Raw genomic sequence first — 18328 nt, 5'->3', positions numbered from 1 at the left:
CTTAAAACCTTAGAAAACCGCGCCCAAGCAGACGCGGCTTTCTCTTTAATTTATACTACTGGTATTTGCGTAACTTAAGACTTTGCAGTTTTGGCTGCTCCACCAGCTGTCGGGGTCTTTTGTTTCCCCTTCAAAGCTACCCACAGCGGGCTGGCAATGAAGATGGAAGAGTAAGCACCGAACAGCAAACCGATCACCATCGCAAGCGAGAACATCCGAATGGATTCGCCGCCAAATATGAATAGACAGACGGACGCAATAAACACTGTAAACACAGTTGCGAGTGAACGCGTCATTGTTTGTGCAATACTGTGATCGACTACTTGCTCCAAATCAGCTCTGGACTTTTTCTTTGCAAATCGCAGGTTTTCCCGAATACGGTCAAAAATAACGACGGTATCGTTAATGGAGAAACCGACAATCGTCAGAATGGCCGTAATAAAGGTCAAATCGACCTCAAGTCGGAAAATCGAGAAAATACTGATGACAAGAAACGCATCATGCAGCAACGAAACAATTGCAGCAACCGCAAAACGCCATTCAAACCGGATCGAAATGTAGATAGCAATGGCCACAGAGGCTAGCAAAACCGCCCAAATTGCATTTCGCTCCAGCTCTTGCGCCATTTCCGTATCCACCGTATTGACCTCAAATGATGCCTTTGGATCAAGCTCTTTGTTAAAAGAGGTTTTGAAATCATTCACTTGCTGATCCGTCAACACTTGTGAAAAACGAATGCCGAAGCGCTCTTTACCTGGTGTGTAATCGACTTCTTTGCCGATTCCCTTCTCGTCCAATAAACCTTGGATTTGCTCCTGTGTTACGACTTTAGTCAAATTGACATCCACATTGGAACCGGAACGAAAGTCAACTCCGTAATTCAAACCGAATATCGACAAGCTCAAAATACCAAGCAATGTGACAATAATCGAGAATGTATAAAACCACTTGCTCATCTTGACATATTTGTAGTCCCAATTAAAGCGCACTGATATCACTCTCCTTCACACCAAAATACTTGGCCTTCTTCACAGCATCCGCTTTAACTAGCAGATTGAGCAAGAAGCGCGAGAAGAAGATATTCGTCAAAATACTGACGACAATATCAACGATGAGCACGAGAGCGAATCCTCGAACGGAGCCTGTACCCAGGCCAAACATGACGGCTGCCGCTATAATTGTCGTAATATTGGCATCCATAACAGTACGGAACGAGGCCTTACTGCCTGCAATGACAGAGGAGCGAATCGTTTTGCCTGACTTGATTTCTTCTTTAATCCGTTCATACGTTATGATATTGGCATCGACTGCCATCCCGATCCCAAGCACGAATGCAGCAATACCTGGAAGTGTAAGCACGAAGCCGCCCAAATAGAAGATCGCAAGCACCAGCCAGGTATGAACGATGAGACAGAAGCTAGCTATCAGTCCCGGGACACGGAACATTGCAATCATAAAGATCAGAATGATGACCGAGCCGATCAAACCAGCACGGATCGTCTGATCCAGTGACAGTTGACCCAGTGTAGCTCCTACACTCTGAGAATATTTTTCCGTCAATTTAAGCGGAAGAGCACCCAGGTTGATCGTATCTGCTAGCTTGTTCGCTTCATCACGTGTGTAGCTACCTGTAATCGAAGCACTGCCATCCGTCAATTCACTACGGACTGTAGGTGCAGACAGCAATTCATCATCCAGGAAAATAGCCAACTCTTTATTCATAAGTCGCTTTGTGATTTCTGCAAATTTGGCTTTGTCTTTTACTTTAATACTAATCTCAGGTTGATTCAGTTGGTCATAGCCTACAACAGCGCCATTCTCCACAAAATCATTACCACGGAGCTCAATTTTGCTGTATTGACCCGGCTTTTTAGCATCTGCTGCCGTTGCACTACGGAAGGTTAACTCTGCGGGCTTTTTCAGCATGGAGCGGACTTCTGCCTCATTAGAGACACCAGCAAGCCGCACGCGAATACGATTAGTGCCCTCCGTTGTTACTTCCGGCTCAGTCGTACCAAGCGCATTAATCCGTCTCTCCAGACTTTGTGCTGTTTGTATCAGAGACTGGCTGGTTACACGTTGCCCGGCTTCCAAAGGCTGGGCTTCATATAAAATTTCAAAGCCTCCCTTTAAATCGAGGCCTAGTTTTAAACTTTTTAGTAGGCCCGGGCTTGTCCCGACCATAACACCAGTAGTTATGAGCACGACCACGATGAAACTTAGAATTCTCTTCATTCCGTCCCATGTTCCCCTTTCATTCTCAATATTCCTATTATAGCTACCCCTCAAAAAGCAGTCAATTTGAACGCAAAAAAAGACCCCCTTCTATTCGAAAGTGGAGCCCCGTAATGCGGACATCGTCAAATAGTTCATAAAGCTCGTCGCTTTAAGGGAAAGTATATCGTTAACGAGCTTGTGCAGCGGAGGAATACCCTCCTTTTCATATTTATGGCTGACGCAATTCCACACGTCCTTACTGGTGACATGTTCATAGCCTACGAGAATCAGCTCGTCTGCCTTACTTTGACAGAGTATCTCAATTGCGTCATCCCAATCCTGCTCATCCAGCTCTTCCATACCCACGATGGTCGTTCCTCCTCCCAGCGACTATCGGTTCCGCAGATCAGCAAATAGCGGGGTTATTGACTGCTTTATAGAACATTTCTGTCCTGATCTTGGAAAACCCTTCTTTTCGTCGAAAAATAGCCGTAAATCAACAATATATGCATTCATTTCGCTCGTCAATAGCAGAATTCACCACTCTCCCTCTTGTAGTCTGGATCACCTTGTTTCTAAACTGAAAAGCTTGTCATGAACATGGACAGGTCCAGCATATCTTCTAAGGAAACACATAGACGCAGAATTTCACTTTGGGGAAGAGGGAGTTGCGATTGAAAAAGCAGACATTCATTCATGGAGCAATTATTTTATTGGCAGCGGGAATCATCAATCGGCTACTGGGTTTTATTCCCCGAATCGCACTCCCGCGTATCATAGGCCCCGAAGGAGTCGGCTTGTACCAGCAGGGGTATCCCTTTTTTATTGTACTAGTGACTCTTATTACTGGGGGCATCCCTCTTGCGGTAGCCAAGCTTGTAGCTGAAGCTGAAACAGCGGGGCAACCCGAGATGTCACGGCGTATTTTGCACACTAGCTTGCGCTTCACCATTACACTCAGCCTGATCGCCATGGCAATCTGTCTTGTGTTTGCACCTTGGATCACAAGCCATCTCCTGACCGACAGCCGTGTGTATTATACATTCGTAAGTATGAGTCCAATGATTGTCATTGTTGCTGTTTCCTCAGCTTATAGGGGCTATTTTCAAGGAAAACAAAATATGATTCCTTCCGCAAGTTCCTCCATTGCGGAAACCGTCATGCGCATTTTTTGCGTCATTTGGTTTGCTTACTTGTTACTTCCTCATGGTGTAGCCTACGCTGCTGCAGGTGCCATGCTTGGTGCTTTGGCGGGTGAATTCATTGGCATGGTTGTGCTGCTGTGGCAATATGCCTGGAACCAGCGAAAAGATCACATTCTTCAACCAAAGGCCCCTTTACCCCCAAAGGTTCATACCGACCAATCATCCGTTTTGTCACGTCTTATGTCGATATCTGTTCCCGTTACTGCTGGAAGGCTTGTCGGTTCCTTATCTTATTTGCTCGAATCTATCTTATGCATGCGTAGCCTCGCCGTAGCAGGCATTGCAACTGGCGTGGCAACCGCACAATATGGGGCCATGCAAGGCATGGTTATTCCTGTGTTATTACTACCAGGGGCCCTTACCAGTTCGCTGGCTGTTTCACTCGTGCCTTCGTTATCCGAAGCAGCAGCGAAAGGGCATATTACTGCCATTCACAAACGTTTGCATCAATCGCTTCGACTTGCTTTAGTCGCAGGAGCCCCATTTGCCGTAATTATGTATGTATTAGCAGAGCCGCTGTGTCTGCTGCTCTACAATAATGGCGATATTGCGGGCATGCTTAAACTCATGGCTCCCTTTGCACTTTTTATGTACATTCAGGCCCCTCTTCAGGCAGCACTTCAGGCGTTAGACCGCCCTGGAAGTGCCTTATTGAACACCTTTATCGGAGCCATTATCAAAATTGTGCTGATTGTATGGCTTGCTTCTCAACCTCAGTACGGTATCTACGGAGCTGTCATCGCCATCTGTATTAACAGTGCTATCGTTACCCTCCTACATGGCTTCAGTGTCAGCAGACTGCTTCGCTTTCGTGTACGTTTACTTGACTTCTGGAAAACCGGGATGGGCATGATCATTATGGCGGCAGCGGTATTATATACCTACAGACATTTAACGATTTTCGATCAAATGTGGCTCCAATTTATGTTTGCCGCAGGCTTGGGAATTATTCTCTACCTTTTCCTGATGACCTTGATCAAAATGATCGACTGGGACAACCTCACACGCATTCCAATACTGAGAAGATGGTTTAAAGCATAAAAAAAGCTAATCCAAAGATTCTCCATAGGCCGGTGGTGTAATATACACATCCCCTCTATGGTTGACCGAGCATAAGAAAACATCCTTAAAATCTTTGTGACCCTTCGCTTGAATCTGATTTTTAAGCCAAAAACGGTTCATATCCATCCGTTCCAAATTTCGATCCAGCACCTTGCCGTCCATAATTAATGGAATCGGTAGTCCCTCATATCTAAATTTTCCACCGATTTGTGGAGAAGGGTGGACTTTATTTTCCTGTTGTTCTTTGCTTATCAAATCATTTTTGTTTTGTTCCTGCTTTATTTTTTCATGTTTAGCGCCATCGTAAATATCCTTGTCAATCACCGTAAGTTTACCTGTTGTTTCCAAAATGACATATTCAACTTCATCCAAACTTTCTATATTTTGTTCACGAAGTTGTAACAGCAAGTCATCTAAGTTGTAACGTTGCTTCGCCATTTCGTCCTTGTTTAGTTGTCCATTTGAGTACAATACACTGGGCCTACCATCAAATAGTAAGCGCAGACGCCGACTTTTCAGACTGAAATAGGAAATTCCGATTTGCAAAATTAACAGCACTCCTAAAGGAATCAACCCTTCATAAAGTGGACGTTTTATATCCTCCAGGCTGAATACAGCAATTTCCGCAATCATAATGGATATGACGAGATCGAAAACAGACAATTTTCCGATCTCCCTTTTACCCATCAAGCGCATCACCAGATATACAATAAAATACATGAGCAGCGTCCGAAAAATATGAGCAAAAATATCGTGACTCAATTGGTTCGCCTCCTCTCCTGTACTTGCGACAAGACATTAGTCGTTCATTGTACACGTATTCTGACCGTTCCTCACTTGGCTCATACAAAAAACAAAAGGCTAAATTATTGAAATAAAGAGAAAGACTGCTTACGACTTGGTACTAACCCGGGAAGCTTGGCCATAGAATGATAATAGTTCAAACCTTGGTACAGGAGGAATTATCCATGGAGCTCATTCGCCGCTGGTGTTCGTTTCGTCTGGCCCATCCCATTTTATCCGGCTTATTTTATGCCTTTGCATGGATGCTGTTTGGCGCATTGATTCTTTCAATACTCTTGTGGATGACACAGATGCAAGAACAGGACTTATCATTGTATACGTACATCGTCCACGCACTCGCCATGCTATCTGGTGGCTTCGTCGCCGGTAAAAGATCCACGAACAAAGGCTGGTATCAAGGCGGTATTACAGGTATTCTGTATGGACTAATCGTTCTTCTGGTCGGTTTTTTGGCATTGGATGCAGGCATGAATGGTAAAGACCTGCTGCACTTAGGAATCGCGTTTGTTATAGGAGCAGGTGGCGGGATGTTTGGCATTAACTTTAGTAAGTAAGTCAACATGTATGTAACACAAAAAAACCGAGCCTCCTCAAAGGCTCGGTTTTTGCATAACAATCGCATATTACGATTTAGAAACAACTTCCTCAGATGCAGTGTCTTTTGCAATCGCATTACTAATTGCACTGCGGTCAAAGGTCAGCTTCGTCACATCGTTCACACGCAAAACAACCACATCGTCCGTAATCTCCACAATTGTACCGTGAAGACCTCCGATTGTAATTACTTTATCTCCCTTTTTCAAAGCTTGAAGCATCGATTGACGCTGCTTTTGTTTTTTCTGATTCGGACGAATCAGCAAGAAATAGAAGATTACAAACATCAGAGCCAGTGGCCAGATCATTTGAAAAAGTCCGCCAGCTCCACCAGGTGCAGCCGCAGCTGTAGCAAAATGAAACACATTAAATCCCCCTTTCGTATACTCTCCCCTAAAACTTAAAAGCCTTTATCATTATCATGAAGACCGTACTGCTCAAAAAATTCATCGCGGAAATCAAGCAGCCTGTCATCCATAATCGCTTGTCTGACATTACGCATCAATTGTATTAAGAAATGCAAGTTATGATACGTTGTCAGTCGGAGCCCGAAGGTTTCATCTGCTTTAATTAAATGTCGCAAGTAAGCACGTGAATAATTGCGACAAGTGTAGCAATCACAAGCCGGATCAAGCGGGCCAAAATCACTTGCATAATTCGCATTCCGAACAACAAGACGTCCTTGACTTGTCATCGTTGTCCCGTTGCGAGCAATTCGGGTTGGAAGTACACAATCGAACATATCCACACCACGAATGGAGCCTTCAATCAAAGCATCCGGCGAACCAACGCCCATCAGATAACGTGGTTTGTTAGTAGGAAGCAGAGGAACCGTGTAATCGAGCACTTCATACATCAAATGCTTAGGTTCACCTACACTCAGTCCACCAATAGCATACCCCGGGAAATCCATGGAAGTCAAATCTGCCGCACTTTGCTTACGCAGATCTTCATGCATGCCTCCTTGTACAATGGCGAAGAGCCCTTGATCATGTGGACGCGCATGTGCCTCCAAACAACGCTCAGCCCAACGGCTGGTGCGCTCCAGTGACTTTTTCACGTATTCATACTCAGCCGGAAACGGTGGACATTCATCGAAGGCCATCATAATATCCGAGCCAAGCGAGTTTTGGACTTCCATCGCCACTTCCGGAGAAAGAAACTTCTTATCTCCATTTAGATGAGAGCGGAAATGAACACCTTCCTCTGAAATCTTACGCATTTCACTTAAGGAAAACACTTGGAATCCGCCGCTGTCTGTTAAAATAGGACGATCCCAATTCATAAACTTGTGCAGTCCGCCCGCTTCTCGGATAATATCATGACCAGGACGAAGAAACAGATGGTACGTATTACTCAAAATAATATGAGCATCCATCGCTTTCAGTTCCTCAGGGCTCATCGTTTTAACAGTTGCTTGAGTTCCCACGGGCATAAAGGTTGGAGTCTCAATAACTCCGTGAGGCGTGTGTACACGTCCAAGACGTGCTCCTGATTGCTTGCAGGTCTTAATATGTTCGTATCTTATTGCTGGTGCCATATTTTCTCTACCATCCTTAATTAATAAATGAACATAGCGTCCCCGAAGCTAAAGAACCGATATTTTTGGTCAATCGCCTCCTGGTAAGCATGCATAATATTCTTTCTGCCAGCCAGTGCGCTGACCAGCATAACCAAGGTGGACTTAGGCAAATGAAAATTCGTAATCATTGCATCCACCACACGGAATTTATAGCCTGGATAAATAAAAATCTGTGTCCAGCCACTGCTGGCCTGTAGTACACCATCTACGAAGTTATTGCCCACCGTCTCCAGCGTTCGGCAACTGGTTGTTCCCACTGCCACGACTCTTCCGCCGCGCGCCTTGGTTGCATTGAGTACATCCGCCGTTTCCTGTGACAATGAATAGTATTCTTCATGCATGACATGCTCTTCAATCGTATCCACCGACATCGGTCTGAACGTCCCTAAACCGACATGAAGTGTGATAAAGGCAACCGTAACGCCCTTTTCTTTAATCCGGTCCAGTAATTCTTCGGTAAAATGTAACCCTGCCGTTGGAGCCGCAGCAGAACCTTCATGCCGAGCATAAACGGTTTGATACCGCTCACGATCATCCAGCTGTTCCTTGATATACGGAGGAAGCGGCATCTGCCCCAAGCGATCCAAGATCTCCTGAAAAATACCATCATATGAAAATGAAAGTACCCTTCCGCCCATATCTCCTTCTTCCTCAATAACTGCCTTCAGCTCATCACCGAAAACAATAATAGCTCCCTTTTTCAGCTTTTTGCCGGGTTTCACCAATGCTTCCCATCGGTCTCCCTCCAATTGTTTAAGCAGCAAAACCTCGGCCTTAGCCCCGGTGTCTTGCTTGATGCCAAACAAACGTGCAGGAATTACTCTGGTATCATTCAGAACCAGCGTATCCCCTGGCTGAAGATACTGCACAATATCCGAAAAGGTATGATGCCCCACTTCACCATTGTTTTTGTTTAGCGTCAGTAATCTAGAAGCAGTCCGCTCAAGCAAAGGCGTCTGTGCAATTAATGTTTCAGGTAGTTCAAAATCGTAATCGTTTACGTTCATATATTGGTCAGTCCTTAACTATATCCACATTTTTGTAATAGTGTTGCAAAATTTTCTTGTAATCATACCCCTGCTCTGCCAAACCGTTGGCCCCCCATTGTGATAAGCCCAAGCCATGACCATTCCCTTTACCTGTAAAAATAAAGCTTTGCGTTTTGTCGATGACTCGTGCATGGCGATCTTCATTCATGACAACCACCCCGTTACCACTTAAAGTGCTGCTGCCAGATGCCGACAGAATTTGGGTACCTTGTGTGCCGCTTACATGAGTAGTAGCTCCATCAGCGCCTAATACAGTATAACTGCCGGTACTCGCAATATCAAACAGTGTGCTTGGTAGTCCCCCCATCGCTGAGCGATACATGTCCGGATACTTCACTTTTAGAGGAGTTCCATCTGCTTCAACCTCCAACACTCGACCTGACGGACCCCGTTTGGTAACATCAAGGTGATTAACAGAGGACGGTACTGTGCCAGTTATTTTCCCTTGCAAGGACTTAGCAATCTGAGCTGCTGTAAAGGGCCCTCTAACCCATGCATAGTCTCCGGATTGAGGCACCTTTTCCAGAACAATCATCTCTTCACCCGGCTGCACCTTCTCTACGGGTGTAACCGTTGATTGGATTTGAGGAATAGGACGCACATTTGTATTTTCCGCAGTGACGGTGATTTTGTCTAACCCCGCTTCTGTGACTCCCTCCAGCTCCTTAGCGTTATCCTCGCGGATATAACCTGTCTTGCCATTGGAGAGAAGTACATGATACCACTCCTGTGCTCCTTTTTGCGCTGAGGTATCTCCTGAGCTGTCCACGCTTGCAAACGCTTCGCCACCACTATTCCACACTTCGGAAGCATCTGCTGTCACACCGCCCGCATTAGAGGAGAATACAGCTTCGACCACTTTGCCGCCACTCTTAATAACTTCACCAGTTGTTGCATCTACAGCCTCGTTGACATTTGCATGTTCTGAGCTCTTACCATTGTAAGCTTGGCTTAGCGTGCCATCTACCACATTGCCGATCTGAAACCGATTGCCTTGGGCAAGCGCATAACTGCGAGCCGCTACCGCTTGAGCCTTAAGCGCTTCAGCTGGCCATGAGGAATAGACTTCTGCTCCAACTACGGAATACAAATACTGCTCCAAAGGGACTTCATTCACAAGCGCCAGCTGTCCTGACGATATGCCAATCTCCATGTCGCCGCGATATGTACGCTGTGACCTTTCGACCACTTGGATTCCATTATTACCGCCGTTGACAATTATCTTGCTATTATTAGAGCCACTTAGCATGTAATGAGGCATCACCTGTGAGCCTGTCGTTACTCCTGCTTCCTGTCTTAGGATAAGACCAGTTTGAGTAGTATTCACTTTGGAAAGGGTGAGTCTAGGCTGCTTGCTCTCCAGCTCTGTTTTCAAGGCCGACAGCTTACTGTCATTACTTTCTTCTCCAACCCATACAGCATACTGGCCTCTTGATTGAATTACAGTAAAAGCATCAAAACCTGCGGCAGCAATTGTCGTGCGAACGAGATTAGCCTCCTGCTCGCTTCCGTAGCTTCCCGTCGACCAATGTTTGTTTCCCTTAACTTCGGCCTGCGCTCCGGTTGCTGAGGAAATCCGTTGCACGGCAGCCTGTGCCGACTGTTCACTAGCATATAATCCCGCATACACTTGATAGACAGAGCCACCGTTTTTTGAACCAATAAAAACAGTAGGTTTATCATTAGTCTTTTGCAGAGCTTGAGCCGCTTTTATCGCAGCCGCTTCATTTCCTTCAAGCACCTTCACTCGATAGCTGTCTACACTAAAACGAGCCGTACTGTCTGGCAGTCCCATCCAAGCCTGAAAGCTGCCCCCACTGTTCTGTCCGACACTCAGGCTCCCTGATGATTTCAAAGTTACAGCGGGAACTGTCGCTTTATATTTGCTGCCTAGATCCGCAAAGATCACTACACGAATATCCTCTTGGGCGGCAGCAGCCTGAACAGCTGAAGGCCAAGGTATGCAAGCTGTAGCTAATACCATAATCAAAGCTGCTCGTTTGAGCCGGCCTGTCCACGCTCCGAAATTTTTATTTCGGTTCAATGTATCTCCACTCATTTCTAGCTCCCCCAATTCTAGCTGACTAGCACTTATATTACATGATTTATCGGGATCTCGACCCGCGTCTATCCCTTTAAATACATCGGCGGAATAAACTAAAATTTGAACCCGCTTGAATCGGACTTATACACTTCTTAGCTCAATTCATCTGTCTAATCCACTTCATATCGTCATACTTACGAATAACACTCAATGATTTTTAAAAGTGCACTATAATTTCCTAGTCACCGTGGGTCTGTTGGCATAGGAATTCCAAGGTGAGCATATGCCGCCGGAGTCACCGTTCGTCCGCGAGGTGTTCTTTGTAAAAGGCCAATTTGTAACAAATAAGGCTCGTACACATCTTCAATCGTCTGGCTCTCTTCACCAATGGTCGCAGCAATGGTGTCCAATCCTACAGGTCCGCCTCGGAATGAATGAATCATAGCCTTAAGCATTTTATGGTCAATTTCATCCAGCCCAAGTGGATCTATTTGAAGTCTCTTTAGTGCCTCTGCAGCCAACTCTGAATGAATAATACCGTCTCCGGCAACTTGAGCAAAATCACGTACCCTTTTTAACAGTCGGTTGGCAATCCGCGGTGTCCCCCGTGAACGCAATGCGATTTCCTCCGCCGCATCCCCAACAATCTCGATTTCCATAATATCCGCATTCCTAGACACGATGTAAGCCAGCTCGTCTGTCGTATAAAACTCTAATCGACTAATAACGCCAAATCGGTCACGCAATGGCGCAGAGAGCAACCCAGCGCGTGTAGTAGCACCTATAAGAGTAAAGGGCGGTAAATCCAAACGAACTGAACGTGCACTTGGGCCTTTGCCAATCATAATGTCCAGTGCAAAATCTTCCATCGCCGGATACATGACTTCTTCCACTGTACGGTGAAGGCGATGAATTTCATCAATGAACAAAACATCACCCTCTTGAAGGTTGGTCAGCAATGCTGCCAAATCTCCCGGTCTTTCAATTGCAGGACCTGAAGTTGTACGTAAATTAACCCCTAACTCATTGGCGATAATGTTAGCCAAAGTGGTTTTACCCAATCCGGGCGGTCCGTACAACAATACATGGTCCAACGCTTCTTTACGCATCTTGGCCGCTTCAATATATACTTTCAGATTTTCCTTGACCTGATTTTGCCCGATATATTCATTTAGATAACGGGGGCGAAGGCTTAACTCCGCCGTCTGGTCTTCCATCATCAAATTGGCGGAAATAATCCGGTCATCCACAATCCATCGCTCCTCTTTTTACCAGATTTCTATTCACGGACAACAGCGTCCTATCCGGCAAACAACAGTTGCAAAGCCCGTTTCATCAAAATGTCGGCAGAATCATCAGGTTTCGCATCTTTCTTCATTTTGCTCCATACCTTATCTAACTCAGCATCCGTGTAACCGAGTGCTTTAAGCGCTTCACGCGCCTCACTCCAGTACGAACCTTCGCCTTCTTCTACAGCAGGCTCCGCAAACAATCCGGTAGCCATTCCTAACGCCCCAATACCGTCCAGCTTGTCTTTTAAATCTAGAATCATACGTTGTGCCGTCTTTTTACCGATCCCCGGTAATTTGGTGAGAAATGTGATATTCTCCTGATAAATCGCCGTCACCACATGCGCAGGCGTACCGCCTCCCAAAATACCAAGAGCCACCCGTGGTCCAATACCAGACACATCGATCAATTTACGGAATAATTGCTGCTCCTCACGGGTTGCAAACCCAAACAGTAAAATAGCATCTTCCCTTACATGATGGTGAGTGTAAATAACCACCGGTCCTTCCGTTTTGGCGAAGGCGTAAGGATTCGGACAAAATACCCGATACCCTACACCCTGCACATCCAAAACGACATATTCATTTTCCAAGTGAGCTACAGAACCACGCAAGAAATCTATCATTTTCGTAATACCTCATTTAATTTTGAATTTAGTCCATAGGAATGCGCATGACAAATAGCCACTGCCAAAGCATCCGCTACATCATCCGGTTTGGGCACAGCCTGGAGCTTTAGAAACATTCTAACCATCTCCTGTACCTGCTTCTTCTCCGCCTTGCCATACCCTACAATAGCCTGCTTTACCTGCATGGGCGTGTATTCCCCTATAGGCAAATTACGTTGCTTGGCAGCCAATACCAGCACCCCACGTGCCTGACTCACGGACATGGCTGTTGTAACGTTGCGATTAAAAAAAAGCTTCTCCAATGCAACCGCATCCGGCTTGTACTTATCAATTAATTGCAACATGCCTTCATACACATGAAGCAACCTGTCTTCTTCCGGTGTATGGGCCTCCGTCTGGATACAGCCATATTGCACAGGAACCACCTTACTGCCTATCTTGTCTACAAACCCGAAGCCCACAATGGCAATACCGGGATCAATTCCTAAAAAACGCAAAAAAACCTCTCCCCTATCGCTCAAACATGCCTAACTAACCATTAGCTAGCACTATCGTTATTATACATGAGTAAATTCCATATAAAGCGAACATATGTGTCGTTCTTTTCATTATAACAAAACTTTGTATCTAATAGAGGAAAAAGTTTAACCATGAGTGAAAACATAAAAAGAGACGCTACAAGCCTCACCTCATGGGCAAAGCCTAACGTCTCGTACTTGTAATCAATAATGCTGCTTTAATACCCTCTGTGTTCGCTCCACTGCGAAGTCACTAAAAGTGGAGATTACACTGTTATACTCATTTATATCCTGTACACGGATTCCCTGCTGAAGTTGTTTATATACCCCTTCCGGCAAGGCCGTCTCCATAGACCCTATATCCAATTGAAAAAAAGTACGAATTACTTTTTCCTTTTTAGGCAGCCCTTCAAACAGTGTAAGCTGTCCATCAGTGCTTAAGCCCATATATGCACGCTCTTTGCATGACTCCGACAAATCTTCCACTCTGCGCTCCAGCCACACTTCTCCTTTAGTATTAAGCCGTCCCTTCCAATCGGGATGTTGCTTCAGCAAACTTTCCAGTTGTTGTGAACTTAACGTTCCCAAGGAAGTGGTCTCCGTACCACATACGTAGGTAGTTAACAAACGGGTCTTCCTGCTTATACCGGAAGCATGAATACTTTGCAATAGCTGCATCTGCGAGGAGCGGTCTTCGGTAGAAGTATAATTTGGTGACTCCTCCTCCATCTCTGCCATAACGGGAGTAGCCAGTGGTTGCGACAGCATAGCCTGCATATGATTCGAAAACAGAATACCCAACCCTGCCAGTAAGCAAGCCGCACCCAAAATAGTACATGCCCACACTGTTCTTCTCCACTGTTTCCAGCGCCGTTTCATCTGTTTTTTCCAACTTAATCGCTTCACAGTAATCCCTTCCGTCCCACTTTTTGTGTTAGTGTGACCTGAAGATTACTGATTTATACAAAAGATAATAACAAAAAAGTCGCTGCTTCCAGCGACTTCCTATTGAATCGGGATGACACGATTTGAACATGCGACCCCCTGGTCCCAAACCAGGTGCTCTACCAAGCTGAGCTACATCCCGAAATAGATGCCGGTGAGAGGACTCGAACCTCCACGGTTTCCCTCACGATTTTGAGTCGCGCGCGTCTGCCAATTCCGCCACACCGGCTTATGAAGTTAATGGCGCGCCCTGAGAGATTCGAACTCCCGGCCTTTTGATTCGTAGTCAAACGCTCTATCCAGCTGAGCTAAGGGCGCAAATATGGAGCGGACGACGGGAATCGAACCCGCGACCCTCGCCTTGGCAAGGCGATGCTCTACCGCTGAGCCACGTCCGCAATACAATTATATCCATGACATATAAGTACATGAATGGTGAGCCATGAAGGACTCGAACCTTCGACACCCTGATTAAAAGTCAGGTGCTCTACCAACTGAGCTAATGGCTCCCAACAGGGTAATGTAACTTTGTGAAAATGGCGGAACTGACGGGATTCGAACCCGCGATCTCCTGCGTGACAGGCAGGCATGTTAGGCCTCTACACCACAGTTCCATAATAATTTTCATTAAAAAGTTAATTGGTTGCGGGAGCAGGATTTGAACCTGCGACCTTCGGGTTATGAGCCCGACGAGCTACCGAACTGCTCCATCCCGCGGCAATAGTAGGGAAGTCTATTAAAAATAAATGGTGGAGGCTGAGGGGATCGAACCCCCGACCCTCTGCTTGTAAGGCAGATGCTCTCCCAGCTGAGCTAAGCCTCCATACTACTATGACCCGTAGGGGATTCGAACCCCTGTTACCTCCGTGAAAGGGAGGTGTCTTAACCCCTTGACCAACGGGCCATACTATAAAATAATTCTGGCGGAGAGAGAGGGATTCGAACCCTCGAGACGCTTTTGGCGCCTACACGATTTCCAATCGTGCTCCTTCGGCCAACTCGGACACCTCTCCATATGGCTCCCCGAACAGGACTCGAACCTGTGACAACTCGATTAACAGTCGAGTGCTCTACCAACTGAGCTATCAGGGAATAATAATTACAAAACTCGCTTGGCGGCGTCCTACTCTCCCAGGACCCTGCGGTCCAAGTACCATCGGCGCTGGAGGGCTTAACGGTCGTGTTCGGGATGGGTACGTGTGGAACCCCTCCGCTATCGCCACCAAACATGAATTTGCCTCGCAAATTCTAACTTCAAGGTTACACCCTGAAAACTGGATCCGAAACTTCATTGCGCCTTATCTTTAGGATAAGCCCTCGACCGATTAGTATTGGTCAGCTCCATGCATTACTGCACTTCCACCCCCAACCTATCTACCTCGTCGTCTTCAAGGGGTCTTACTAATTGGGAAATCTCATCTTGAGGGGGGCTTCACGCTTAGATGCTTTCAGCGCTTATCCCTTCCGTACATAGCTACCCAGCGGTGCTCCTGGCGGAACAACTGGTACACCAGCGGTACGTCCATCCCGGTCCTCTCGTACTAAGGACAGCTCCTCTCAAATTTCCTACGCCCACGACAGATAGGGACCGAACTGTCTCACGACGTTCTGAACCCAGCTCGCGTACCGCTTTAATGGGCGAACAGCCCAACCCTTGGGACCTACTTCAGCCCCAGGATGCGATGAGCCGACATCGAGGTGCCAAACCTCCCCGTCGATGTGGACTCTTGGGGGAGATAAGCCTGTTATCCCCAGGGTAGCTTTTATCCGTTGAGCGATGGCCCTTCCATGCGGTACCACCGGATCACTAAGCCCGACTTTCGTCCCTGCTCGACTTGTAGGTCTCGCAGTCAAGCTCCCTTCTGCCTTTGCACTCTTCGAATGATTTCCAACCATTCTGAGGGAACCTTGGGGCGCCTCCGTTACTCTTTAGGAGGCGACCGCCCCAGTCAAACTGCCCACCTGACACTGTCCTCGTACCGGATTACGGTACCAAGTTAGAACCTAGATACGATCAGGGTGGTATCCCAAGGATGCCTCCCTTCAAGCTGGCGCTCAAAGTTCAACGGCTCCCACCTATCCTGTACAGATCGTACCCAAATTCAATATCAAGCTGCAGTAAAGCTCCATGGGGTCTTTCCGTCTTGTCGCGGGTAACCTGCATCTTCACAGGTATTAAAATTTCACCGGATCTCTCGTTGAGACAGCGCCCAAGTCGTTACGCCATTCGTGCGGGTCAGAATTTACCTGACAAGGAATTTCGCTACCTTAGGACCGTTATAGTTACGGCCGCCGTTTACTGGGGCTTCGGTTCATAGCTTCGCTCCGAAGAGCTTACCACTCCCCTTAACCTTCCAGCACCGGGCAGGCGTCAGCCCGTATACTTCGCCTTGCGGCTTCGCACAGACCTGTGTTTTTGCTAAACAGTCGCTTGGGCCTTTTCACTGCGGCCCCCTCGGGCTATTCACCCTACCGAGGCACCCCTTCTCCCGAAGTTACGGGGTCATTTTGCCGAGTTCCTTAACGAGAGTTCTTCCGCACGCCTTAGAATTCTCTTCTCGCCTACCTGTGTCGGTTTGCGGTACGGGCACCTTCTCCTGGCTAGAGGCTTTTCTTGGCAGTCTGAGATCATGACCTTCGCTACTATAATTTTCGCTCCCCATCACAGCCCAGCCTTAACGATGTGCGGATTTGCCTACACATCAGCCTCACTGCTTAGACGGACATCCATCAGTCCGCGTCACTACCCTACTGCGTCACCCCATCGCTCATAGCGGATTACGGTGGTACAGGAATTTCTACCTGTTGTCCTTCGACTACGCCTATCGGCCTCGCCTTAGGTCCCGACTTACCCTGAGCGGACGAACCTTCCTCAGGAACCCTTAGGCTTTCGGCGGATCTGATTCTCACAGATCTTTTCGTTACTCATACCGGCATTCTCACTTGAATGCAGTCCAGCGCTCCTTCCGGTACACCTTCAACCCGCATTCAACGCTCCCCTACCCCTGATGCAAAGCATCAAGCCATAGCTTCGGTGGTGTGTTTAGCCCCGTTACATTTTCGGCGCAGAGTCACTCGACCAGTGAGCTATTACGCACTCTTTCAATGGTGGCTGCTTCTAAGCCAACATCCTGGTTGTCTGTGCAACTCCACATCCTTTCCCACTTAACACACACTTGGGGACCTTAGCTGATGGTCTGGGCTGTTTCCCTTTCGACAATGGATCTTAGCACTCACTGTCTGACTCCCGGAACTAAATCTATGGCATTCGGAGTTTGACTGAGCTTGGTAACCCTTGCGGGCCCCGCACCCAATCAGTGCTCTACCTCCACGATTCTTTTTTCCGAGGCTAGCCCTAAAGCTATTTCGGGGAGAACCAGCTATCTCCGGGTTCGATTGGAATTTCTCCGCTACCCCCACCTCATCCCCGCATTTTTCAACATGCGTGGGTTCGGGCCTCCAGTGCGTGTTACCGCACCTTCACCCTGGACAGGGGTAGATCACCCGGTTTCGGGTCTACGTCCACGTACTCATTCGCCCTATTCAGACTCGCTTTCGCTGCGGCTTCAGCTCTTCACCTTAACCTTGCACGGGAACGTAACTCGCCGGTTCATTCTACAAAAGGCACGCCATCACCCATAGATCGGGCTCTGACTTCTTGTAAGCACACGGTTTCAGGATCTATTTCACTCCCCTTCCGGGGTGCTTTTCACCTTTCCCTCACGGTACTGCTTCACTATCGGTCGCCAGGGAGTATTTAGCCTTGGCAGATGGTCCTGCCGGATTCATACGGGGTTTCACGTGCCCCGCACTACTCGGGATCCGTCTCGGAGGGAACAGGTTTTGAACTACAGGGCTTTTACCTTCTCTGGCGGGCCTTTCCAGACCTCTTCATCTAACCGGTTCCTTTGTAACTCCATGTGAGACGTCCCACAACCCCAAAGAGTAAGCTCCTTGGTTTGGGCTAATCCGCGTTCGCTCGCCGCTACTGACGGAATCACTATTGTTTTCTCTTCCTCAGGGTACTTAGATGTTTCAGTTCCCCTGGTCTGCCTCTCACTCACCTATGAATTCAGTGAGTAGTGACTGTCGATGAAGACAGCCGGGTTTCCCCATTCGGACATCCCCGGATCAAAGCTTGCTTACAGCTCCCCGAGGCTTTATCGTTGTTCGCCACGTCCTTCGTCGGCTCCTGGCGCCTAGGCATCCTCCGTGTGCTCTTTGTAGCTTAACCTAGTATTTACAATGTAAATACGATATGCTACCTTTATTTCACTTGTTTACACAAGATCAGCTTAAAGGAATATTCTAAAACGCAATTTCGTTTCGGTATCCAGTTTTCAAGGTGCAATATTCACCGGTTTTAATCCCGGAAGAACATCATATCAAA

Annotated in this window: 14 protein-coding genes, 11 tRNA genes and 2 rRNA genes; 2 read left to right on the top strand and 25 right to left on the bottom strand. The window is 47.1% G+C overall.

Annotated elements, in window-relative coordinates:
* Nucleotides 1-74: 74 nt before the first annotated feature.
* The 3 genes from secF to BN1546_RS17675 all read right to left on the bottom strand — a co-directional run bounded on the left by secF (nt 75) and on the right by BN1546_RS17675 (nt 2583).
* Nucleotides 75-989 carry a protein translocase subunit SecF gene (gene secF / locus BN1546_RS17685; protein WP_058830129.1) on the bottom strand — a complete coding sequence of 305 codons (915 nt, stop codon included), beginning with the start codon at nt 987-989 and terminating at the stop codon, nt 75-77.
* Nucleotides 979-2235: a protein translocase subunit SecD gene (secD, locus tag BN1546_RS17680; protein ID WP_013372641.1), complete on the bottom strand. Its 1257-nt coding sequence runs from the start codon at nt 2233-2235 to the stop codon at nt 979-981. The genes secF and secD overlap by 11 nt, the downstream gene beginning before the upstream one ends.
* A gap of 90 nt (nt 2236-2325) precedes the next feature.
* Entirely contained in the window at nt 2326-2583 is a 258-nt protein-coding gene (locus tag BN1546_RS17675) for a post-transcriptional regulator (RefSeq protein WP_013372642.1), read from the bottom strand.
* A 308-nt stretch (nt 2584-2891) separates the two neighbouring features.
* Here BN1546_RS17675 and spoVB point away from each other — a divergent pair, with 308 nt between their 5' ends.
* Nucleotides 2892-4463, top strand: a complete 1572-nt coding sequence (gene spoVB / locus BN1546_RS17670; RefSeq protein WP_013372643.1) for a stage V sporulation protein B — start codon at nt 2892-2894, stop codon at nt 4461-4463.
* 6 nt (nt 4464-4469) lie between these two features.
* Here spoVB and BN1546_RS17665 read toward each other — a convergent pair whose 3' ends face one another.
* The gene (locus BN1546_RS17665; protein ID WP_025675029.1) at nt 4470-5246 is read right to left on the bottom strand and encodes a YetF domain-containing protein; all 777 of its coding nucleotides are present in this window, start codon (nt 5244-5246) and stop codon (nt 4470-4472) included.
* Nucleotides 5247-5452: 206 nt separating this feature from the next.
* Here BN1546_RS17665 and BN1546_RS17660 point away from each other — a divergent pair, with 206 nt between their 5' ends.
* A complete protein-coding gene (locus BN1546_RS17660) occupies nt 5453-5842 on the top strand; it encodes a TIGR04086 family membrane protein (RefSeq protein WP_090738429.1) in 390 nt (129 codons plus the stop codon).
* A 69-nt stretch (nt 5843-5911) separates the two neighbouring features.
* On the opposite strand, the gene yajC is transcribed toward BN1546_RS17660, so the two are convergent.
* The 21 genes from yajC to BN1546_RS17555 all read right to left on the bottom strand — a co-directional run bounded on the left by yajC (nt 5912) and on the right by BN1546_RS17555 (nt 18172).
* A complete protein-coding gene (yajC, locus tag BN1546_RS17655) occupies nt 5912-6247 on the bottom strand; it encodes a preprotein translocase subunit YajC (RefSeq protein WP_013372646.1) in 336 nt (111 codons plus the stop codon).
* A 35-nt stretch (nt 6248-6282) separates the two neighbouring features.
* The gene (gene tgt / locus BN1546_RS17650) at nt 6283-7422 is read right to left on the bottom strand and encodes a tRNA guanosine(34) transglycosylase Tgt (RefSeq protein ID WP_013372647.1); all 1140 of its coding nucleotides are present in this window, start codon (nt 7420-7422) and stop codon (nt 6283-6285) included.
* A gap of 20 nt (nt 7423-7442) precedes the next feature.
* On the bottom strand, nt 7443-8471 hold the full coding sequence (gene queA, locus BN1546_RS17645) for a tRNA preQ1(34) S-adenosylmethionine ribosyltransferase-isomerase QueA (protein WP_090738428.1): 1029 nt from the start codon (nt 8469-8471) through the stop codon (nt 7443-7445).
* 7 nt (nt 8472-8478) lie between these two features.
* Complete coding sequence (locus BN1546_RS17640; RefSeq protein ID WP_090738427.1) at nt 8479-10572, bottom strand: SpoIID/LytB domain-containing protein; 2094 nt, start codon at nt 10570-10572, stop codon at nt 8479-8481.
* A gap of 227 nt (nt 10573-10799) precedes the next feature.
* The gene (gene ruvB, locus BN1546_RS17635; RefSeq protein WP_013372650.1) at nt 10800-11807 is read right to left on the bottom strand and encodes a Holliday junction branch migration DNA helicase RuvB; all 1008 of its coding nucleotides are present in this window, start codon (nt 11805-11807) and stop codon (nt 10800-10802) included.
* 50 nt (nt 11808-11857) lie between these two features.
* Nucleotides 11858-12472 (bottom strand): Holliday junction branch migration protein RuvA, encoded by a 615-nt coding sequence (ruvA, locus tag BN1546_RS17630; protein ID WP_025675036.1) that lies wholly within the window; start codon nt 12470-12472, stop codon nt 11858-11860.
* The gene (gene ruvC, locus BN1546_RS17625; RefSeq protein WP_025675038.1) at nt 12469-12972 is read right to left on the bottom strand and encodes a crossover junction endodeoxyribonuclease RuvC; all 504 of its coding nucleotides are present in this window, start codon (nt 12970-12972) and stop codon (nt 12469-12471) included. The genes ruvA and ruvC overlap by 4 nt, the downstream gene beginning before the upstream one ends.
* A gap of 225 nt (nt 12973-13197) precedes the next feature.
* Nucleotides 13198-13899 (bottom strand): BofC C-terminal domain-containing protein, encoded by a 702-nt coding sequence (locus BN1546_RS17620; protein ID WP_013372653.1) that lies wholly within the window; start codon nt 13897-13899, stop codon nt 13198-13200.
* A gap of 107 nt (nt 13900-14006) precedes the next feature.
* Nucleotides 14007-14080, bottom strand: a tRNA-Pro gene (locus BN1546_RS17615).
* Between the two features lie 7 nt (nt 14081-14087).
* Nucleotides 14088-14167 (bottom strand) — tRNA-Leu (locus BN1546_RS17610).
* Nucleotides 14168-14179: 12 nt separating this feature from the next.
* Nucleotides 14180-14256, bottom strand: a tRNA-Arg gene (locus tag BN1546_RS17605).
* Nucleotides 14257-14261: 5 nt separating this feature from the next.
* Nucleotides 14262-14336, bottom strand: a tRNA-Gly gene (locus BN1546_RS17600).
* Between the two features lie 35 nt (nt 14337-14371).
* Nucleotides 14372-14447: transfer RNA gene (locus tag BN1546_RS17595), tRNA-Lys, on the bottom strand.
* A 28-nt stretch (nt 14448-14475) separates the two neighbouring features.
* Nucleotides 14476-14552, bottom strand: a tRNA-Asp gene (locus BN1546_RS17590).
* 26 nt (nt 14553-14578) lie between these two features.
* A tRNA-Met gene (locus BN1546_RS17585) sits at nt 14579-14655 on the bottom strand.
* 30 nt (nt 14656-14685) lie between these two features.
* A tRNA-Val gene (locus BN1546_RS17580) sits at nt 14686-14761 on the bottom strand.
* A 9-nt stretch (nt 14762-14770) separates the two neighbouring features.
* Nucleotides 14771-14842: transfer RNA gene (locus tag BN1546_RS17575), tRNA-Glu, on the bottom strand.
* Between the two features lie 17 nt (nt 14843-14859).
* Nucleotides 14860-14951, bottom strand: a tRNA-Ser gene (locus BN1546_RS17570).
* 3 nt (nt 14952-14954) lie between these two features.
* Nucleotides 14955-15030 (bottom strand) — tRNA-Asn (locus tag BN1546_RS17565).
* An 18-nt stretch (nt 15031-15048) separates the two neighbouring features.
* A 5S ribosomal RNA gene (gene rrf, locus BN1546_RS17560) occupies nt 15049-15165 on the bottom strand.
* A 78-nt stretch (nt 15166-15243) separates the two neighbouring features.
* Nucleotides 15244-18172 (bottom strand): 23S ribosomal RNA (locus tag BN1546_RS17555).
* Between the last annotated feature and the right edge of the window lie 156 nt (nt 18173-18328).

The organism is Paenibacillus sp. Mc5Re-14, assembly GCF_001049835.1.
GTDB classification, from domain to species: domain Bacteria; phylum Bacillota; class Bacilli; order Paenibacillales; family Paenibacillaceae; genus Paenibacillus; species Paenibacillus polymyxa_C.
The sequence above is the reverse complement of the archived record's forward strand: the minus strand, read 5'-3'. Positions and strand labels throughout refer to the sequence as shown.

Coding starts and splice junctions, on each gene's coding strand:
- secD (WP_013372641.1), bottom strand. CDS start 2,235: ATGAAGAGAATTCTAAGTTTCATCGTGGTCGTGCTCATAACTACTGGT.
- BN1546_RS17660 (WP_090738429.1), top strand. CDS start 5,453: ATGGAGCTCATTCGCCGCTGGTGTTCGTTTCGTCTGGCCCATCCCATT.
- tgt (WP_013372647.1), bottom strand. CDS start 7,422: ATGGCACCAGCAATAAGATACGAACATATTAAGACCTGCAAGCAATCA.
- queA (WP_090738428.1), bottom strand. CDS start 8,471: ATGAACGTAAACGATTACGATTTTGAACTACCTGAAACATTAATTGCA.
- BN1546_RS17640 (WP_090738427.1), bottom strand. CDS start 10,572: ATGAGTGGAGATACATTGAACCGAAATAAAAATTTCGGAGCGTGGACA.
- ruvA (WP_025675036.1), bottom strand. CDS start 12,472: ATGATAGATTTCTTGCGTGGTTCTGTAGCTCACTTGGAAAATGAATAT.